Annotated in this window: 15 protein-coding genes; 3 read left to right on the forward strand and 12 right to left on the reverse strand. The window is 64.2% G+C overall.

Going from position 1 to position 17,575, the window contains the following annotated elements; all coding sequences use genetic code 11:
* Nucleotides 1–6: 6 nt before the first annotated feature.
* Genes hutG through hutI form a run of 3 tightly spaced genes read right to left on the reverse strand, consistent with a single transcriptional unit; the run spans nucleotide 7 to nucleotide 3,523 of the window.
* Nucleotides 7–798, reverse strand: coding sequence for an N-formylglutamate deformylase (hutG, locus tag CUR21_RS08310; protein ID WP_100196532.1), 792 nt, complete (start codon nucleotides 796–798; stop codon nucleotides 7–9).
* Nucleotides 798–2,330 (reverse strand): histidine ammonia-lyase, encoded by a 1,533-nt coding sequence (hutH, locus tag CUR21_RS08315; RefSeq protein WP_100196533.1) that lies wholly within the window; start codon nucleotides 2,328–2,330, stop codon nucleotides 798–800. Before hutH ends, hutG begins: the two co-directional genes overlap by 1 nt.
* Entirely contained in the window at nucleotides 2,327–3,523 is a 1,197-nt protein-coding gene (gene hutI / locus CUR21_RS08320) for an imidazolonepropionase (RefSeq protein WP_100196808.1), read from the reverse strand. Before hutI ends, hutH begins: the two co-directional genes overlap by 4 nt.
* Nucleotides 3,524–3,622: 99 nt before the next feature.
* On the opposite strand from hutI, the gene CUR21_RS08325 reads away from it, so the two are divergent.
* Complete coding sequence (locus CUR21_RS08325; RefSeq protein ID WP_100196534.1) at nucleotides 3,623–4,954, forward strand: formimidoylglutamate deiminase; 1,332 nt, start codon at nucleotides 3,623–3,625, stop codon at nucleotides 4,952–4,954.
* A 111-nt stretch (nucleotides 4,955–5,065) separates the two neighbouring features.
* Here the strand turns inward: CUR21_RS08325 and CUR21_RS18585 are convergent, their stop codons facing one another.
* From CUR21_RS18585 to mutM, 9 genes are all read right to left on the reverse strand, one after another.
* Nucleotides 5,066–5,230, reverse strand: a complete 165-nt coding sequence (locus CUR21_RS18585; protein ID WP_157791968.1) for a hypothetical protein — start codon at nucleotides 5,228–5,230, stop codon at nucleotides 5,066–5,068.
* A 202-nt stretch (nucleotides 5,231–5,432) separates the two neighbouring features.
* Nucleotides 5,433–7,883, reverse strand: coding sequence for a DNA topoisomerase (ATP-hydrolyzing) subunit B (gyrB, locus tag CUR21_RS08330; RefSeq protein WP_100196535.1), 2,451 nt, complete (start codon nucleotides 7,881–7,883; stop codon nucleotides 5,433–5,435).
* Nucleotides 7,884–7,963: 80 nt separating this feature from the next.
* Complete coding sequence (locus CUR21_RS08335) at nucleotides 7,964–8,584, reverse strand: LysE family translocator (protein ID WP_100196536.1); 621 nt, start codon at nucleotides 8,582–8,584, stop codon at nucleotides 7,964–7,966.
* Nucleotides 8,581–9,669, reverse strand: a complete 1,089-nt coding sequence (gene recF / locus CUR21_RS08340) for a DNA replication/repair protein RecF (RefSeq protein WP_100196537.1) — start codon at nucleotides 9,667–9,669, stop codon at nucleotides 8,581–8,583. The genes CUR21_RS08335 and recF overlap by 4 nt, the downstream gene beginning before the upstream one ends.
* Before the next feature lie 109 nt (nucleotides 9,670–9,778).
* The gene (gene dnaN / locus CUR21_RS08345) at nucleotides 9,779–10,897 is read right to left on the reverse strand and encodes a DNA polymerase III subunit beta (protein ID WP_100196809.1); all 1,119 of its coding nucleotides are present in this window, start codon (nucleotides 10,895–10,897) and stop codon (nucleotides 9,779–9,781) included.
* Between the two features lie 244 nt (nucleotides 10,898–11,141).
* The gene (dnaA, locus tag CUR21_RS08350; RefSeq protein WP_232622724.1) at nucleotides 11,142–12,506 is read right to left on the reverse strand and encodes a chromosomal replication initiator protein DnaA; all 1,365 of its coding nucleotides are present in this window, start codon (nucleotides 12,504–12,506) and stop codon (nucleotides 11,142–11,144) included.
* Between the two features lie 527 nt (nucleotides 12,507–13,033).
* The gene (rpsT, locus tag CUR21_RS08355) at nucleotides 13,034–13,309 is read right to left on the reverse strand and encodes a 30S ribosomal protein S20 (protein ID WP_100196539.1); all 276 of its coding nucleotides are present in this window, start codon (nucleotides 13,307–13,309) and stop codon (nucleotides 13,034–13,036) included.
* A gap of 155 nt (nucleotides 13,310–13,464) precedes the next feature.
* Nucleotides 13,465–14,241, reverse strand: coding sequence for an enoyl-CoA hydratase (locus CUR21_RS08360; protein ID WP_100196540.1), 777 nt, complete (start codon nucleotides 14,239–14,241; stop codon nucleotides 13,465–13,467).
* A 60-nt stretch (nucleotides 14,242–14,301) separates the two neighbouring features.
* The gene (mutM, locus tag CUR21_RS08365; RefSeq protein WP_100196541.1) at nucleotides 14,302–15,153 is read right to left on the reverse strand and encodes a bifunctional DNA-formamidopyrimidine glycosylase/DNA-(apurinic or apyrimidinic site) lyase; all 852 of its coding nucleotides are present in this window, start codon (nucleotides 15,151–15,153) and stop codon (nucleotides 14,302–14,304) included.
* 110 nt (nucleotides 15,154–15,263) lie between these two features.
* On the opposite strand from mutM, the gene ubiE reads away from it, so the two are divergent.
* Nucleotides 15,264–16,013 carry a bifunctional demethylmenaquinone methyltransferase/2-methoxy-6-polyprenyl-1,4-benzoquinol methylase UbiE gene (gene ubiE / locus CUR21_RS08370; protein WP_100196542.1) on the forward strand — a complete coding sequence of 250 codons (750 nt, stop codon included), beginning with the start codon at nucleotides 15,264–15,266 and terminating at the stop codon, nucleotides 16,011–16,013.
* On the forward strand, nucleotides 16,014–17,543 hold the full coding sequence (gene ubiB / locus CUR21_RS08375) for a 2-polyprenylphenol 6-hydroxylase (RefSeq protein ID WP_100196543.1): 1,530 nt from the start codon (nucleotides 16,014–16,016) through the stop codon (nucleotides 17,541–17,543).
* The last annotated feature ends 32 nt before the right edge of the window (nucleotides 17,544–17,575 follow it).

Consider the following 17,575-nt stretch of genomic DNA (forward strand, 5'->3'; position numbering starts at 1 on the left):
CTCTCCTCACGCATGGGCCTGACGCGGGGCCAGATCGGCCAGCGTGGCAAGAATCTCGGTCAATGTCCGGCGCAGCTCCGCCGCCCGCGCGGGGTCCAGCGCAAAGGGCGGTGCCTCGGCCTCCAGATGGCTGGCCTGCGCCAACTCCATCTGAATCGCATGAACCCCTGCCTCGGGCCGCCCATGGTGCCGCGTGGTCCAGCCGCCCTTGAAGCGCCCGTTCAGCACCCATGTCCGCCCCGATGCCGCCGCCACCCGGCACACCGCCGCCTCCAACTCCGGCGCACAGGTGACGCCACCATTGGTGCCGATGTTCAGATCGGGCAGCACCCCGTCAAACAACCACGGACAGCGCGACCGGATCGAATGGCAGTCATAGACCACCGCCACCCCATGCCGCGCCCGCACCCGCGCGACCTGCGCGGCCAGCGAAGCGTGATAGGGCCGATGCACGGCCATAAGCCAGCGCGCCACATCCGCAGGCCCCGGCGGCACCTCCCAGATCGGCACATTGTCAAAGGTGGTGTCAGGGATCAGCCCGGTGGTCGCCTGCCCCGGATACAGGCTCACCCCCTCGGGGTCGCGGTTCAGGTCAATCACATAGCGCGATTGCGTGGCCCTCACCGTCGTCAGGCCGGGGATCAACCCCGCGTAAAGCCTATGAATATGCCAGTCCGTATCGCGCAGCACCCGGCCTTCGGCGTTCAGCCGCGCCGCCACCTCGGGCGGAACCCCCGTCCCCACATGCGGAAAGGCCAAGATGATCGGCCCGTCGCCTTCCTCGACCACCGGCCCCATCACGCCACCCATGGCAGCAGATCCGCCCCCGCTGCCTCCAGCGCGCCCGTGGCCACCAGTTCGCCTGCCGCCGCCATGTCGCCGCCCATGAATCGGTCGGCCTCCAGCGCCGGAATCCGCGCCCGCACCGCCGCAATCGCCGCCTGCAACGGCGCCGAGGTCGCCAGCGGCCCGCGCAGGCCCACGCCCTGCGCCGCCACCATCGCCTCTACCCCGATGATCCAGAACAGGTTCTGCGTCATGTCCATGAGCCGCCGCGCGCCATGGCAGGCCATCGACACATGGTCCTCTTGGTTGGCCGAGGTGGGCGTGCTGTCCACACTGGCCGGATGCGCCAGCATCTTGTTCTCGCTCATCAACGCGGCCGACGTGACTTCCGCGATCATCAAGCCGGAATTGAGCCCCGGCTTCGGCGTCAGGAACCCCGGCAGGCCAAAATTCAGCGCCGGGTCCACCAAGAGCGCAATCCGCCGCTGCGCAATCGCCCCCACCTCAGCCACCGCCAGCGCGACAATATCGGCGGCAAAGGCCACAGGCTCGGCATGAAAATTCCCACCCGAAACCACCGACCCATCCGACAGCACCAGCGGGTTGTCGGTCGCGGCGTTGGCCTCGATTTCCAGCGTGCGCGCCACGCCGCGCAGAATGTCCAGCGCCGCCCCCGCCACCTGCGGATGGCAGCGGATGCAATAGGGGTCTTGCACCCGCTCATCCCCCTCGACATGGCTGTCGCGGATCTGGCTTCCCGCCAGCAGCGCCCGCAAGGACGCCGCCACGTCGATCTGCCCCTGATGCCCGCGCAAGCTGTGGATTTCCGCCGCAAAAGGCGCGGTCGATCCCATCGCCGCATCGGTGGACAGCGCGCCCGTCACAATCGCCGCCCGCAGCGCGCGCTCGGCCCGGAACAGACCGGCAAGCGCCAGCGCGGTGGAAACCTGCGTGCCGTTGATCAGCGCCAGCCCCTCCTTGGCGGCCAGCACCACCGGCTCCAGCCCCGCGCGGGCCAGCGCCTCGCCCCCCGGCAAGCGCTCGCCCGCGTAAAAGGCCTCGCCCGCGCCGATCATCACCGCCGCCATATGCGCCAAGGGCGCCAGATCACCCGATGCGCCGACCGATCCCTTTTCCGGGATCACCGGCACCACCCCGCGCGCCAGCATCGCCTCCAGCAGATCGCTCACCACCGCCCGCGTGCCAGATGCCCCCCGGCCCAGCGACATCAGCTTCAGCGTCAGGATCAGCCGGACAACGCTTGCATCCAGCGGCGCGCCCACACCACAGCAATGCGACAGGATCAGGTTGCGCTGCAACTGCGCCACATCCCCCGCCGCAATGCGGATGGACGCCAGCTTGCCAAAGCCGGTGTTCACCCCATAGACCGCCGCCTCTCCGGCCGCGACTTGGGCAATCCGCGCCGCCGCCCGCGCAATCGCGGGCGCGCAGTCCGGCGACAGGCGCGGCGCGCCGCCTTGCCAATACAGCGCCCGCAAGGTCGCAAGCGGCACCGCGCCGGGGGTCAGGATCATCGCGCTCATACCAGCTCTCCTTGATAAATCCGGGTGTGCAGCGGGTTGAACCCGATCCGCGCCACCAGTTGCGCCGGGGTCTCCACGTCCCACAGCGCCATGTCCGCCGACAGCCCCGGCACGATCCGCCCGGTCTCATCGCCCAAGCCCAGCGCCCGCGCCGCATGGGCCGTCACCCCCAGCAAACACTCCGCCACCGTCATCCGGAACAGCGTCGCCCCCATGTTCATCGCCAGCAGAACCGAGGTCAGCGGCGATGTCCCCGGATTGCAGTCGGTCGCCAAGGCCATCGGCACCCCCGCCGCACGAAAGGCCTCGACGGGGGGCAAAAACGTCTCGCGCAAGGCATAGAACGCCCCCGGCAACAGCACCGCCACCGTGCCCGCCTGCGCCATCGCCCGCGCGTCCTCTGCGGTCGCATGTTCCAGATGATCCGCCGACAGCGCGCCATAACCACAGGCAAAGGCCGTCCCGCCCATGTGCGACAGCTGCTCGGCGTGGATCTTCACCGGCAGGCCCAGCGCCCGCGCCCGATCATACAGCGGCGCAAGCTGGGCGGGGGTGAACGCGATCCCCTCGCAGAACGCGTCCACCGCATCCACCAACCCCTCGGCCACCGCCGCCTCCAGCCCGGCCATCGCCACTTCGGCGATATAGGCCTCGGCCCGCCCCTCATATTCCGGCGGCAGCGCATGGGCCGCCAGCCATGTCGTCACCACCCGCACCCGCCGCCGCTGACCCAACGCCCGCGCCGCGCGCAGCAGGGTCAGTTCCGCCTCTACGCTCAGCCCATAGCCCGACTTCACCTCAACGGTCGAAACCCCCTCGCGCAGCAGATGGTCCAGCCGCGGCAGGCTCGCCGCCACCAAGGCCTCCACCCCCAGCGCCCGCGTCGCCCGCATGCTGGCCTTGATCCCGCCGCCCTCCGCCGCGATCTGCGCATAGGCCACGCCCTCCAGCCGTCGCTCGAACTCGGCGGCGCGGTCGCCGCCAAACACCAGATGCGTGTGGCAATCCAGCGGCGCGGGCGTCAGCAACCGCCCGCCGCAATCCACCACCTCGGCCCCGTCGCGCGCAACCCGGGGCGCCACCGCCACGATCCGCCCGCCTTCGGTCCGCACCTCCAGCGCGCCCACCTGAGGCGCGCGGTCAATCCCGCCCTCCGCCGTCACCACCCGCGCTTGCGTCCAGACCTTGGCCATCCTGCCCCCTCCCGGCACATAAAGCTTCCCCTGCGCCTTCATGAAGTATATACATAATGAAAGCCGCCTGCCTAGCCCCTTTCGGAACCGGAGCCTGCAATGACCCTTTTCGCCAAAGCCGCCCTCCTCCCTTCCGGCTGGGCGCGCGACGTGCGCCTCACGCTCCGCGCTGGCACCATCCACAGCGTCACCCCCGGCGCGGCCCCCCTCCCCGGCGACCACCGGGCCGAGATCCTCCTCCCCGGCCTGCCCAACCTGCACAGCCATGCCTTCCAGCGCGGCTTTTCCGGCCTCACCGAACACCGCGGCCCCACCCCCGACAGTTTCTGGACATGGCGCGAGATGATGTATCGCTTTGCGCTGACGCTCTCGCCCGAGGCCATGCAGGCCATCGCCGCCCTCGCCTATGCGGAAATGCTGGAACAGGGCTTCACCCGCGTGGGAGAGTTTCACTACCTCCACCACGCGCCCGATGGCCGCCCCTATGCCAACCCGGCCGAGATGTCGGCGCGCATCTTTGCCGCCGCGAGTGAGACGGGGATCTCGCTCACCCATCTGCCGGTCTTCTACGCCCACGGCGGCTTTGGCCCCCAAGCACCCGGCGCAGGCCAGCGCCGCTTTCTCCACAGCCCCGATGCCTTTGCCCGTCTGGTCCAGTCCTGCGAGTCCATGGCCCGCCCGCAAGACCGCATCGGCCTTGCCCCGCATTCGCTGCGCGCCGCCACCATGGGCGAGATCACCACACTCGCGCAGGCCTTCCCCAACCGCCCCTTCCACATTCACATTGCCGAACAACAGGCCGAGGTGGCCGATTGCCTGACCCACACCGGCCAGCGCCCGGTGGACCACCTCTTGTCCCATGCCCCGGTCGGCCCCGACTGGTGCCTGATCCATGCCACCCACCTCACGCCCGCCGAAACCCGCGCCCTTGCCGCATCAAACGCCGTCGCGGGCCTCTGCCCGATCACCGAGGCAAACTTGGGCGATGGCATCTTTCCCGCCGCCGATTTCCTCGCGGCAGGCGGGCGCTTTGGCCTTGGCACCGACAGCAACGTGCAGATCACCGCCAAAGGCGAGGCGCAGATGCTTGAATATTCCCAACGGCTTGGCACGCGCGGGCGCAACATCTGCGCCGATCATGGCTCCACTGGCGCGCGGCTGTTCCGGGCCGCGCTGGCGGGGGGCGCGCAGGCGCTTGGCGCCCCCGCTCCGCAGCTGGCCCCCGGCGCGCCCGCCGATCTGGTCGCCCTGCACGACAGCATGGGGTTCGCTATGGCCGATGACCGGCTGTTGGATCGCTGGATCTTTGGCACCGACCTGACCGTCGCCGATGTTTGGGCCCATGGCGCGCATCTGGTGCAACAGGGCCGCCACATCCACGCCGCCCGCCTGCGCGCCGCCGCCGCTGCTGCCTGCCGCGCGCTGCTCTGACAAAGCAAAACGCCCGCAGCCAAAAGGCTCCGGGCGCGAAATCACGCGGCACCCCCAAAGGGAGCGCCAATCTCAGGCCCCAGTTTCAGACCCCGATTTCAGGCCCCAGTTTCAGGGCTTGTCTGCCGCCTCCGCAACCACCGTTTCGGCCTTGGCCGCAGCAGGCGCAGGGGTTGCGCGCTGCGAATAACGGTTCCACTTGCGCGTTTTCGGGGTGCCGGGCTTGCTCAGAAAATCGGCAAGATCAAACGGCGTCTTTTGCGGGGAATATCCCATGGGAAAGCTCCTGTAAGGCTGGATTCGGGTAGAAACCGGCCGGGACAGAGCCTGCCATGATGCAAGGCACAAACCCTGTGCCGCGTCTTCTGATATGGGGGCGCGGCACCCGTTGCACCAGTGCCACCGCCCCACAATCGCGCAAGCGCAAGGGAACGCCCAAAACTTTCGCGCCCGCCCGAAACGGGCGGGCGTCGCCGGATCAGAAATCCAGATTTTCCACGTTCAGCGCGTTTTGCTGAATGAACTCGCGGCGCGGCTCCACCACATCGCCCATCAGCTTGGTGAAAATGTCATCCGCCTCGGCCAGATCATCCACCTTCACCTGCAACAGCGTGCGCGCCTCTGGGTCAAGCGTGGTTTCCCACAACTGCTCGGGGTTCATCTCGCCCAAGCCCTTGTAGCGTTGAAGGGTCAGGCCCTTCTCGCCCTCGGCCAGAATGGATTTCAGCAGATCGGTGGGGCCATAAACCACCTGCTCGCGGTCCTTGCGCACCAGTTTGGCCGGGTCGCGGAAGGTGTCGCGGGTGTCGCGCGCAATGCCAGACAGCCGCCGCGCCTCGCCCGACCGCAGCACCGCGCCATCCAGCGTGCGCAATTCTTCCACGCCGCGCAGAATACGGCTCAGCCGGATGCCGTGATCTTGGGTGATGCGCCCGGCCCAGCCCTTTTCATATTCCGCCGCGATCATGTTCAACCGATCGGCCACCGTGCTGGCCACCGCCTGCAAATCGGCATCGGCTTGGCCGGGGTCAAAGGCCCCTGCCAGCGCCGCCTGCTCCAGCAGATTGCGCGGGTAATTGGTGGGGAAGGAGTCCAGCACCCGGCGGAACTGCCGCGCGCCGTTGATCACCCGGCGCAGGTCTTCGCCCGCCAATTCCTCGCCATTGCCCAGCCGCAGGATCGCGCCTTCCAGACCCATGTCGATCAGGTAATCTTCCAGCCCGGCCTGATCCTTGATGTAAACCTCGGATTTGCCGCGCGCCACTTTGTAAAGTGGAGGCTGCGCGATATACAGGTAGCCGCCTTCGATCAGCTCCGGCATCTGCCGGAAAAAGAACGTCAGGATCAGCGTGCGGATATGCGCGCCATCCACGTCGGCATCGGTCATGATGACAACCTTGTGGTAGCGCAGCTTCTTGATATCAAACTCGTCGCGGCCAATGCCGGTGCCCAGCGCCGTGATCAGCGTGCCAATCTCTTGGCTGGCCAGCATCCGGTCAAACCGCGCCCGCTCCACGTTCAGGATCTTGCCCTTCAGGGGCAGCACGGCTTGGTTCGACCGCGACCGCCCTTGCTTGGCGGACCCCCCGGCCGAATCCCCCTCGACCAGAAAGATCTCCGATTTCGCCGGGTCGCGTTCCTGACAATCCGCCAGCTTGCCCGGCAGGCTCGCCACATCCAGCGCCGTCTTGCGCCGCGTCAGCTCGCGCGCCTTGCGCGCCGCTTCGCGCGCCAAGGCCGCCTCGATGATCTTGCCCACGATGATCTTCGCCTGCGCCGGGTTTTCCTCAAACCACTCCGCCAGCTTTTCGTTGACCAGATTCTCCACCGCCGGACGCACTTCGGAGGACACCAGCTTGTCCTTGGTCTGGCTCGAGAATTTCGGGTCCGGCACCTTCACCGACAGCACGCAGGTCAGCCCCTCGCGCGCGTCATCCCCGGTGAAATCCACCTTCTCCTTCTTGGCAATCCCGCTTGATTGCGCATAGCCGTTGATCGTCCGCGTCAACGCCCCCCGGAACCCCGCCAAATGCGTGCCCCCGTCGCGCTGCGGGATATTGTTGGTAAACGGCAGCACCATCTCATTATAGCTGTCATTCCACCACATCGCGAGCTCGACCGTCATCCCGTTCCGCTCCCCGATCATATAGATCGGCTCGGACATGATGCTGGTCTTCGAGCGGTCGATGTATTTCACATATTCCCGCACCCCGCCTTCATAGAACAGCTCGGTCCGCAGCGGCTCTGCCGGGCGCTCATCCTCGACGATGATCCGCACGCCCGAGTTCAGAAACGCCAGCTCCCGCAGCCGGTTCTCCAGCGTCTTGAAACTGTACTCCAGGTTGGAGAACGTCCCGTCCGGTGCGTTGGTCTTGGCGCTCGCCAGAAACCGCACCTCCGTCCCCCGCATCCCCGGCGCCGGCCCGATCGCCCGCACATGCTCGACGCATTCGCCATGCTCGAACCGCGCCTTGTATTCCGTCTCGTCGCGCCAGACCGTCAGCTCCAGCCACTCCGACAGCGCGTTCACCACCGACACGCCCACGCCGTGCAAGCCCCCCGACACCTTATAGGCATTGCCGCCTTCATCGGTGTTGTTGAACTTCCCCCCCGCGTGCAGCTGCGTCATGATGACTTCCGCCGCCGAAACGCCTTCCTCGGCGTGAATGTCCACCGGAATTCCGCGCCCGTTGTCGCGCACCGAGACGCTGGAATCCGCGTGGATCTTCACCGTCACCGCCGTGGCATGCCCGGCCAGCGCCTCGTCGATCCCGTTGTCCACCACCTCATAAACCATGTGGTGCAGACCCGACCCGTCATCGGTGTCGCCAATATACATGCCGGGGCGCTTGCGAACCGCCTCCAACCCCTTGAGAACCTTGATGGAATCAGCGCCGTATTCGGCGGGTTTGCGGGCAGCTTCGGCCATACGTCTTGAACCCCAAATAATGTGCGCGATTTATACCGCCGGGGCCCGGGAATGTCACCCCCACCCCCAAGATTTAGCGGTCAGGTCAGGGGAATCACGCATCCCACCACAATCAGCAAAACCCCCGACACCACATTCAACCGCCGCAAGGCCTCGGGGCTCTGCAACAGCCGCCGCGCCCGGTCCAGAAACAGCGCCAGCCCCAGATTGCCCAGCATCGGCACCAGCGCCGAAATCGCCAGAATCGCCGCCACATCCCCTGCCGTCACCCGGCTCAGATCAAAGAAGCCCGGCAGAAACCCCATATAGAACAAAATCGCCTTCGGGTTGCCGATCACCGCCGCCACCCCCACCGAAAACCCGGCCCAAACCCCTGGCCGCGTCATCCGGCTGTCCGCCCCCGGCACCGCCGCCGGCTTGCGCAGCAGCAGCACGCCCATCCCCACGAACACCGCCGCCGCGATCCAGCGCAAGGCCTCCAGCAGATCGCCATACAGCGACAGCACCCAAGCCAGCCCCAGAATGGCACAAAGCGGCCAGATCAGATCGCCCAGCGCCACGCCCACCGCCAAAGGCCAGGCCCCCGCCATGCCGCCCGAAAGCGCCCGCGCCGTCAGCGCCACCCAGACCGGACCGGGGATCACCCAAAGCCCCGCCATCGCCAGCGCATAAAGCCCCAGCTGATGCAGCGTCACCGTCATTGCCGAACCTCCGCCACCGCGCCCGCCGCATCCACCCGCACCGCTTGCCCGCGCTGATCCAACCCCTCGAACAAGGCAGGCTCGGTCCCGGTCATGATGGCTTGCGCGCCCAAGGCGCAAATCTCGTCATACAGCGCCGCGCGCCGCGCCGCATCCAGATGCGCCGCCACCTCATCCAGCAACACCACCGGCGCCCGGCCCAAATCGGCCGCCAAGGCGCGCGCATTGGCCAGAATCAGCGAAATCAACAGCGCCTTCTGCTCGCCCGTCGAACATTGCGCCGCCGAAACGCCCTTGGCCGTATAGACCGCCGCCAGATCCACCCGATGCGGCCCTTGCAAGCTGCGGCCCGCCGCCATGTCGCGCGCGCGCCCCGCCGCCAAGGCAAGCGCCAGATCGTCATAGCCCCCGTCCGGATGCAGCAAGGTCAGATCGGCACGCGGAAAGGCGGTCTCCGCCCCCTCCTGCGCGCGCGCCAGCCGCGTCAGCGCCGCCGCCCGGTTGGCGTCGATCACCGCCGCCGCCTCGGCCATCCGCGCTTCCACCGCGCCATACCACCCGGCATCGCGGATCTGATCCTTGAGCAACCGGTTGCGCTCGCGCATCGCCTTGTCATAGGCCAGCACCGCCTCGCCATGGTCCGGCATAAAACTCAGGGTCATCCGGTCCAGAAACCGCCGCCGCCCTTCGGCCGCCTCGATCCACAGCCGGTCCATCGCAGGCACCAACCACAAGACCCGCAACACCTGCCCCAACCGGGCCTGTGGCGCCGCCTTGCCGTCAATCCGCACCACCCGCGCCTCCAGCCCTTCGGCGAAGGTCACCACCTCATGCGGCGCGTCCAACCCGTCCACCTCCGCCGCGACCTTCCAGCCAATCGCTTCAGGCCGCCGCGCAAGCTCCTCCGCCGCCGCCCGCCGCAACCCGCGCCCGGGCGACAACAGCGACACCGCCTCCAGAATATTGGTCTTGCCCGCGCCATTGGGGCCATGAATGGCCACAGGCCGCCCGTCAAAGGCCAGCCGCGTCAGGCCATGGCTGCGAAACTGCGACAGCACCAGCGATGTGATCGCAAGGCCAGCCAAACGCTGCCCCTTTCATCTGTTCCGAACTATCCCACGGGATGACATTGGATGCGCCATTGGTTCAAGCACCCATGTCACGGGGGGTGTGACCCCCCCGGTTCAACGCCGGTCACACGCGCATCGGCATCACAACATAGATGGCGCTTGTGTCATTGCCTTCGCGCATCAAGGTCGGATCGCCCGAGGAATTGAACAGGAACACCGCATTCTCGCGGTCCACCTGACTCGCGATTTCCAGCAGATATTTGGCGTTAAAGCCGATATCCAGTCGCTCATCGCTATAGGCCACCGCCAGCTCTTCCTCGGCGGCGCCCGAATCCGGCGCATTGACCGACAGGATCAGCCGGTCTTCGTCCAGCGAAAGCTTCACCGCGCGGCTGCGCTCGCTCGACACCGTGGCCACCCGGTCCACCGCCTTGGCGAATTCGCTGGCATCCACCTCCAGCCGGCGGGTGTTGCCGGTCGGGATCACGCGGGTGTAATCGGGGAAGGTCCCGTCGATCACCTTCGAGGTCAGGGTGATCGCCGGGGTGGCAAAGCGGATCTTGGTCTCGCTCACCGAAACCGCAATCGCCGCCTCGTCATCATCCAGCAGCTTGCGCAGCTCATTCACTGTCTTGCGCGGCACGATCACCCCGGCCATGCCGGTGGCGCCCTCCGGCAAGGCGGTGTCGATCCGGGCCAGCCGATGGCCATCGGTGGCCACGGCGCGCAACACCGGCCCCTCTTCGCCGGTGGCGACATGCAGATAGACACCGTTCAGGTAATAGCGGGTTTCCTCGGTGGAAATCGCGAATTTCGCCTTGTCGAACAACCGGCGCAGCGCCGGGGCGGCAGCGGTGAACTGCGTGGAATATTCCGAACTTGCCATCACCGGGAAATCTTCCTTGGGCAGCGTGGCAAGGCTGAACGAAGACCGCCCCGCCATGATCGACAGCCGCCCCGAGGACGGGTCTTCCGTCAGGTTGACCAGCGCCCCATCGGGCAGCTTGCGAACGATCTCATGCAGCATCACCGCCGAAACCGTGGTGGCCCCGGGGCGATCCACCATGGCGGCGGCGCGGTCCACCACTTCGATGTCCAGATCGGTGGCGCGGAACGAAACCTGCGCCCCCTCGGCCTCGATCAGCACATTGGCCAGAATCGGAATGGTGTTGCGCCGCTCCACCACGGATTGCGCCTGCGCAAGGGCCTTGAGCAGCGTGCCACGTTCAATCGAAAGCTTCATCATCCATCCCCCTGTCGGGCATCTACCTGTCGGGCGTCTCAGGGAGACCGACAATACCCGTTTTGCGCGGGTTCACAAGTGTTTGAGCCGACATTGTGGGGCTTTGGGGCCAAGGTCAAGGCCCTGCGCCGCCCCAAGGGCCGCGCCCGCGGGCCAGAGGTTAATTTTCCGTAAAGTTGAAAAGCCAAGCCCCTGATAACAAAGGCGCCACCCGCGTGTAACACAGGGGGAACGCCCATTCCGCTCAGCTTTGCAGCAACCGCTTCAACAGCTGCACATCATCGACCAGCTGCGCATCCGCCGCCATCAGCTCCTCGATCTTGCGCACCCCATGCATGATCGTCGTGTGGTCCCGCCCGCCAAAGCGGCGGCCGATCTCCGGCAGGCTCCGGCTGGTCATCTGCTTGGACAGATACATCGCCACCTGCCGTGGCCGCGCGATCGTCCGCAACCGCTTGGGCCCGATCATGTCCGACAGGCGGACGTTGTAATGCTCGGCCACCTTCCGCTGGATTTCCTCGATCGTCAGCCGCTTTTCCGAAGACCGCAGGATATCGGACAGGCACTCCATCACCAGATCCAGATTGATCTCCCGCCCAACGAGGCTGGCAAAGGCAAAGAGCCGCATCAATGCCCCTTCCAGAACCCGGACGTTGGTGGTGATCCGATGCGCCAGAAACTCCAGCACCCCCGGCGCCATCGTCAGCCCACGATACTGGTTGGAATAATGCTCCAGCTTGGCCTGCAAGATGCCCAGGCGCAGCTCGTAATCGGTCGGATGCAGGTCCACCACCAAGCCGCACTGCAGGCGCGAGCGGATGCGGTCTTCCAGATCCTTGATCTCCCCCGGTGCACGGTCAGCCGAGATGACAATCTGCTTGTTCTGATCCACCAGCGCGTTGAAGGTGTGAAAGAACTCCTCCTGCGTGCTGTCCTTGCCAGCGATGAACTGCACGTCATCCACCATAAGAACATCCACAGACCGGAACAGCTCCTTGAAGTCCATGATCTGCTTGTCGCGCAGCGCCTGAACAAAGCGATACATGAACTGTTCGGCCGACAGATACAGCACATGCAGATCGGGGCGGTTGATCTTCAATTCATGCGCGATGGCATGCATCAGGTGGGTTTTCCCCAAGCCGACGCCACCATAGAGGAACAGCGGATTGAAGGTCACAGGCCCACCTTCCGCCACCCGGCGCGCCGCCGCATGGGCCAGTTCGTTGGGTTTGCCCACCACGAAGTTGTCGAAGGTAAAGCGCTGTTCCAACTGAGCGCCGGGCACGTCCTCGGCAGCCGCGGCACGCACGCGGGCCGGTTTGGCGGCGGCACGGGGCGCAGGCTTGGCGGCCGCAGCGCGGTCTGCCGGAGCCCCGACCGTGAATTCCACGCGGTCCACGGGTGCGCCAGCAAAGGCCAGTTGACCCCGGATATGGTCTGCAAAATTGCGAGAAACCCAGTCACCGAAAAAGGTTGTCGGCACCTCAAAGCTGGCGACGCCATTCTTGAGATGGGACAGACGCAGCGGCTCGATCCATGTCGTGTAGTTGTTCTGCCCCACCCGCTTGATCAGTTCTTCCCGAACCTGTCCCCACGTCTCGTTCGTCATTCGCTTTGACCTGCTTTTTATTTGCCCACCACGCCCGGCGATCCGGTCGGGCTTATTTCCCACACACACGTCCCTGATCGCCCCACCACCTGAGCTTCCCCGCCATACGCGCATACGCAAGCGGGCTGATCCGAGATCGGATCAGTCATGGACACACCAAAAAACACAAGAGCAGCACCAAAGTGCCAACCCCCATGAACCACCTGAGTGCGGAAGGTACCGCAGACAGCATAACACTATGATCTTCCACAAAAACTGACGAATAAGCTGGCAGCAAGATTCGTTAGGCTCTGCGCAAGGCTGCGTTATGTCCCCCAAGACGACGTGAATCGCCTGTGGAAGCTAGCAAGCCGTCGCAGCCCTTCGCAACCGATCTATTCGGTTGACAGAGGAATGTTTGGAGCGAATCCGAACGCTCTGACAATTCGGCAACGTGCAGGTCAAAAACTGCCTGAAAACGCAAAAAGGACAAGAAAAAAGGGCGCCCAGAAGCTGGACGCCCTTGACACAAAATTGAGAGAATCGACTCAGACGGCCGGTGCCGACAGGGCCTTCACGCGCGACGACAGGCGCGAGATCTTGCGGGAAACGGTGTTCTTGTGCAGCACGCCTTTGGTGACGCCGCGCGCCAGTTCGGGCTGTGCATTCTTGAGCGCTTCGACAGCGGCTTCGGCATTGCCCGAAGCAATGGCTTCTTCGACTTTACGAACGAAGGTGCGGATGCGCGAACGGCGGGCCTTGTTCACGGCATAGCGTGCTTCGGACTGGCGGGCGCGTTTTTTGGACTGTTCACTGTTTGCCATGGTGGTGGCCTTTCTTGGGTCTGTTTCAATGCTGTTGCACGAAAGCCCCAAGACCCCACCTTGAGGGTGAGGAATGATTCTTGCCTAAGCGGGCCCACGCGCATGTGGGGCGGCGTATAGGACGAATTCAGCGAAAAGGAAACCGAAAAAGCTGATTACTTGTCGCGGAACTGCGGCTGCCGCTTTTCCAGAAACGCGGCCATGCCCTCTTTCTGGTCTTCTGTGGCAAACAGCGCGTGGAACACCCGCCGTTCAAACAAAAGCCCCTCCGAAAGCGTGGTTTCCTGCGCGCGGTTCACGCATTCCTTGACGGCCATCGAAGACAGCAACGATTTTTCGACGATCTTCTGTGCGATCTTCATGACTTCGGTCATCAGATCTTTGGCCGGGAAGACACGGCTGACCAGACCGCAGCGTTCTGCTTCGGCTGATTCCATGAAACGCCCGGTCAGATGCATGTCCATCGACTTCGACTTGCCGACAAACCGGGTCAGCCGTTGGGTGCCGCCCATCCCCGCCACAATTCCGAGGTTGATTTCAGGCTGACCAAATTTTGCGGTGTCCGAGGCGATGATGAAATCGGCAAGCATCGCCAATTCGCAGCCTCCCCCAAGACAATAGCCGGAGACGGCCGCAATGATGGGCTTGCGCACCCGCGCGATCATCTCGGCCTCAACGCCAAACAGATTGTCGAAATATACGTCCGTAAAGGTTTTCTCGGCCATTTCCTTGACGTCGGCGCCGGCAGCAAAGGCCTTTTCTGAACCAGTCAGAACAATGACCCGCACATTGTCGTCGCGGTCCGCCGCTTGCAGCGCGCTGGCCAATTCCTTCATAAGCTTGGAATTCAGCGCATTCAGCGCATCTGGACGGTTCAGCCGAATGAGCGAGACATAATCCTCGACCTCGACGATCAGCGTTTCATAGGCCATGCGCAGGCTCCACGTGTTGACGTTGGCGTGACTCCTAGCAGTATCTTGACCAATGGCAAGTCAACGCTGGCATGTCGGACAGTAGAACGAGGATCGGCCCGACTGCACGATGCGTGCCACATGCGCCTGACAGCCGGGCGTTGCACAAGGTTGCCCCTCACGCCCATAGACCTGAAAGCTGTGCTGAAAGTATCCCAGCTCGCCATCGGCCTGCCTGAAATCGCGCAAACTGCTTCCACCCGCTTCGATTGCCTCGGCCAGCACCTCGCGGATCAGGGGGACAAGGCTGGCCACCTGATCCGTGGTCAAGGCGCCTGCCTTGGTTTGCGGGGCGATCCGGGCCCGGAACAGGGTTTCGCATACATAGATGTTGCCCAGCCCCGCGACGATCTGCTGGTCGAGCAGGGCCGATTTGATCGGCGTGTTGCGGCCCTTAAGCTTTCCGATCAGATAGGGCTCATCAAACGCATTCCCCAGCGGTTCCGGACCAAGCGCAGCCAAAAGAGGATGATGTTCCGCCTGTTCGGACGCAAAAAGATCCATCGCGCCAAAGCGGCGGGCATCGTTAAAGATGATCCGCGCACCGCCCTCCATATCCAGCACCACATGATCATGCTTTTGCGGCGCCGGATGGTCATGGTGAAAGGCGCCCAGCATCTGGCCGGAAATCAACATGCGCCCTGACATGCCCAGATGGATCAGCAAGGTTTCATGCGTGGACAGATCGGCAAGGATATACTTGGACCGCCGTCGCAACGTCTTTACCTGCGCCCCCGACAAGCGCGCGGCCATGCCGGCAGGAAAAGGCCAGCGCAGCCCGTCGCGATTGACCGTCGCACGGCTGATGACGCGCCCTTCCATCACCGGCAAAAGGCCGCGGCGGACGGTTTCAACCTCGGGCAACTCGGGCATGGTGGACGCTCCTGCTCTATGCGCGGCACGCTCCCATGGACAGGGTGGCGCATTGCAGCCGCGCGGATGCGCCCTATAAGAAGATTGACCGACAATAAAGGGCAAGGCCCATGACCGACGACAAAGGCACGACGCATTTCGGCTATCAGACCATACCAGAGGGCGAAAAGGCCGGGAGGGTGCATGGCGTTTTCACAAAGGTGGCCAGCAAATACGACATCATGAATGATCTGATGTCGGGCGGAATCCACCGCCTGTGGAAAGATGCGATGATGGATTGGCTTGCACCGCGGCCGGGGCAACGGCTTCTTGATGTGGCCGGAGGCACGGGTGACGTTGCGTTCCGTTTCCTGAAGCGCGCCCCCGGGGCGAGTGCGGTGGTCTGCGACATGACCGAATCGATGCTGATTGCCGGGCGGCAACGGGCAGAGGCAGACAGCATGGCGGATCGGCTGGACTGGGTGGTGGGCGATGCCATGGCCTTGCCGTTCGAGAACAACAGTTTTGATGTCTATACCATCAGCTTTGGCATCCGGAACGTGACCCGGATCGCAGATGCGCTGTCCGAAGCCTATCGGGTCTTGCGGCCCGGCGGGCGGCTGATGGTGCTGGAATTTAGCCAGATCCCGAATGATCTGATGCAAAAGGCCTATGACCTCTATTCCTTCAACGTCATCCCCTTGATGGGGCAAATCGTGGCGGGCGATCGCGAGAGCTATCAATATCTGGTGGAAAGCATTCGAAAGTTCCCCGACCAAGACAGCTTTGCCACCATGATCCGGCAAGCGGGTTTTGATCAGGTGAAGTATCGGAACCAGACCTTGGGCATTGCTGCTCTTCATTCGGGGTGGAAACTCTAAGTGCGCGGTCCGCATAATTTCTGGCGGCTGGTGCGCACCTTGGCGACGCTGGAGCGCACAGGTGCGATCGGCGTTGTGTTGGAAGCGTTTCGCGCGCCCCCGCGCCTGCGTTTCGTCGCGCGCATCCTAGGATGGCCCTTCAAACCGCTTGGCCTGCGCGGGGACCCGTCCTTGCCGCCGCTGACGCGGGCACTGACGGCCCTTGGTCCGGCCTATATCAAATTCGGTCAGATCCTCTCCACCCGTCCCGATGTGGTGGGCAACGAGTTGGCATCGCAGCTGAAGTATCTGCAGGACAAGCTGCCGCCTTTTCCGATCACAGTCGCGAAGCAGATGATCGAGGCGGAGCTCGAGGTTCCGGTGGATCAGGTCTTCCGTGACTTCTCCGAACCCGTCGCTGCCGCCTCGATCGCGCAGGTTCACAAGGCTTGGCTGCAAGAGGACGGACGCGAAGTGGCGGTCAAGGTGCTGCGCCCCGGCATCGAACGCGCCTTCCGCAAGGATATCGATGCGTTTTACTTTGCCGCGCGTGCCATCGAATTCATTTCGCCTTCGTCGCGCCGTCTGCGTCCGCTTGAAGTGATCCGCCACTTTGAGGGTGTCGTGATGGGCGAGCTGGATTTCCGGCTGGAGTCCAGCGCCGCCGCGGAGTTTGCCGCCAACACCGCAGGCGACGAAGGCTTTCAGGTTCCAAAACCGATCTGGCATCTGTCAGGTCGCAGCGTGATGACACTGGATTGGGCAGAAGGAATCGGGCTGAACGACAACGCCCTGATTGATGCGGCAGGCCACGACCGTAAGGTGCTGGGCGCGCGCGTCTTGCAGCTTTTCCTCAACCATGCGCTGCGGGACGGTTATTTTCACGCCGACATGCATCAGGGCAACCTGAAGGTGGCGGCCAATGGCAACATCATCGCCTATGACTTCGGAATCATGGGGCGCATCGACGAATACACGCGGCGGGTCTATGCCGAGATCCTGTTCGGCTTCATCCGCAAGGATTACCGCCGCGTCGCCGAGGTGCATTTCGAGGCCGGTTATGTGCCAGCTGACCGGGATATCGATGAATTCGCCCGCGCCTTGCGTGCCGTCGGAGAGCCGATTTTCGGCATGGATGCGAGCCGTATTTCGATGGCGCGGCTTCTTGCCTATCTGTTCGAGGTGACCGAGCGTTTTGGAATGGAGACCAGAACCGAGCTCATCCTGCTCCAACGGACGATGGTGGTGGTTGAAGGTGTCGCCCGCGGCCTTGATCCGCATATCAACATCTGGGAAGTCGCCAAACCGATCGTCGAAGGCTATATCACCAAGAGCATCGGTCCGCGCGCGGTTTTGCGCGATCTTGCGAAAACGGCGAGGGTCTTGGCCCGTTTCGGGCCAAGGATGCCGCAACTGGTCGAACGGGCCTTGATCGCCCAAGCTGAAATTCCCAATCAAATCGAACAAAACCGCAATTGGTGGCCTGTCTGGACGGGAGTGACAGGGGTGGCGATGCTGGCGGTCGGCCTTTGGCTGGGCACGATGCTCTGACCATCCGCCGACATCGAGCCGGAAACCTGCAG

This window comes from Pseudorhodobacter sp. MZDSW-24AT (assembly GCF_002794355.1).
In the GTDB taxonomy this organism is placed as follows: Bacteria; Pseudomonadota; Alphaproteobacteria; order Rhodobacterales; family Rhodobacteraceae; genus Pseudotabrizicola.

Excerpts from the sequence above, each read along its gene's own strand:
- gyrB (WP_100196535.1), bottom strand. The coding sequence starts at position 7,883 with ATGGCCGAAGCTGCCCGCAAACCCGCCGAATACGGCGCTGATTCCATC.
- dnaA (WP_232622724.1), bottom strand. The coding sequence starts at position 12,506 with ATGACGAACGAGACGTGGGGACAGGTTCGGGAAGAACTGATCAAGCGG.
- CUR21_RS18585 (WP_157791968.1), bottom strand. The coding sequence starts at position 5,230 with ATGGGATATTCCCCGCAAAAGACGCCGTTTGATCTTGCCGATTTTCTG.
- hutH (WP_100196533.1), bottom strand. The coding sequence starts at position 2,330 with ATGAGCGCGATGATCCTGACCCCCGGCGCGGTGCCGCTTGCGACCTTG.
- hutI (WP_100196808.1), bottom strand. The coding sequence starts at position 3,523 with ATGGCCAAGGTCTGGACGCAAGCGCGGGTGGTGACGGCGGAGGGCGGG.
- hutG (WP_100196532.1), bottom strand. The coding sequence starts at position 798 with ATGGGGCCGGTGGTCGAGGAAGGCGACGGGCCGATCATCTTGGCCTTT.
- CUR21_RS08360 (WP_100196540.1), bottom strand. The coding sequence starts at position 14,241 with ATGGCCTATGAAACGCTGATCGTCGAGGTCGAGGATTATGTCTCGCTC.
- ubiE (WP_100196542.1), top strand. The coding sequence starts at position 15,264 with ATGACCGACGACAAAGGCACGACGCATTTCGGCTATCAGACCATACCA.
- CUR21_RS08335 (WP_100196536.1), bottom strand. The coding sequence starts at position 8,584 with ATGACGGTGACGCTGCATCAGCTGGGGCTTTATGCGCTGGCGATGGCG.
- dnaN (WP_100196809.1), bottom strand. The coding sequence starts at position 10,897 with ATGAAGCTTTCGATTGAACGTGGCACGCTGCTCAAGGCCCTTGCGCAG.
- CUR21_RS08325 (WP_100196534.1), top strand. The coding sequence starts at position 3,623 with ATGACCCTTTTCGCCAAAGCCGCCCTCCTCCCTTCCGGCTGGGCGCGC.
- rpsT (WP_100196539.1), bottom strand. The coding sequence starts at position 13,309 with ATGGCAAACAGTGAACAGTCCAAAAAACGCGCCCGCCAGTCCGAAGCA.
- mutM (WP_100196541.1), bottom strand. The coding sequence starts at position 15,153 with ATGCCCGAGTTGCCCGAGGTTGAAACCGTCCGCCGCGGCCTTTTGCCG.